The organism is Halomicronema sp. CCY15110, assembly GCF_016888165.1.
Classification (GTDB): domain Bacteria; phylum Cyanobacteriota; class Cyanobacteriia; order Phormidesmidales; family Phormidesmidaceae; genus Halomicronema.
This window is the reverse complement of sequence record NZ_JACSWC010000262.1, coordinates 1-543: the sequence shown is the minus strand read 5'-3', so window position 1 is coordinate 543 and position 543 is coordinate 1. Positions and strand designations below refer to the sequence as shown.

The window sequence follows — 543 nt, the reverse complement described above, 5'->3', positions numbered from 1 at the left end:
TTGCCATTCATGCTCTTCTAGAACGGTTTCCACTGGATCATCGGGATGTACTCGCGCTTCATAGGTCAACCACAGCAGCCGCCAGGCCACAATCGAATAGGTCGCTAAAGCTCGCTCTAAACGGTCAGCGCTCTCTAGTTGCAAGGCTTCCAGACGACACCCGGATTTTAAAACATAGTTATATCGTTCAATTAACCAGCGAAAGCTATAGCGTTCGAGGCACCGGCAGGCATCCTCAAAGTCATTCACGGGCAAGGTCGTCAGCAGTAACCAGCTAATCGCTTTCTCGCCCGCAGGCGGATGTTCTTCCTCCGCCAACACGACTTGAACGGCGATCGCTTTGAAGGTACCCGCTTGCACGTGATCCTGAGGAGGTTGCAGCCACAGCGTGGCATAGCGGACACTCAAGGTAGCTTGGCGGGGCGTGCGTTTGGGCGTGCGTTGCAGTTCTAAGGTTTTCTGTCCTTGGCAGGGTTGTTGGCGGATCGCTTCAAATAACGGTTGCACTTCTTCGGCATAGGCATCTCGCTTCGTGTTGCGGTT

At 53.8% G+C, this 543-nt stretch carries 1 protein-coding gene; it reads right to left on the bottom strand.

Features of this window, described 5'->3' with window-relative positions; translation table 11 throughout:
* Nucleotides 1–543 (bottom strand): IS4 family transposase (locus tag JUK32_RS10750; protein ID WP_204138854.1); only part of this gene is annotated, 543 nt, incomplete at both ends.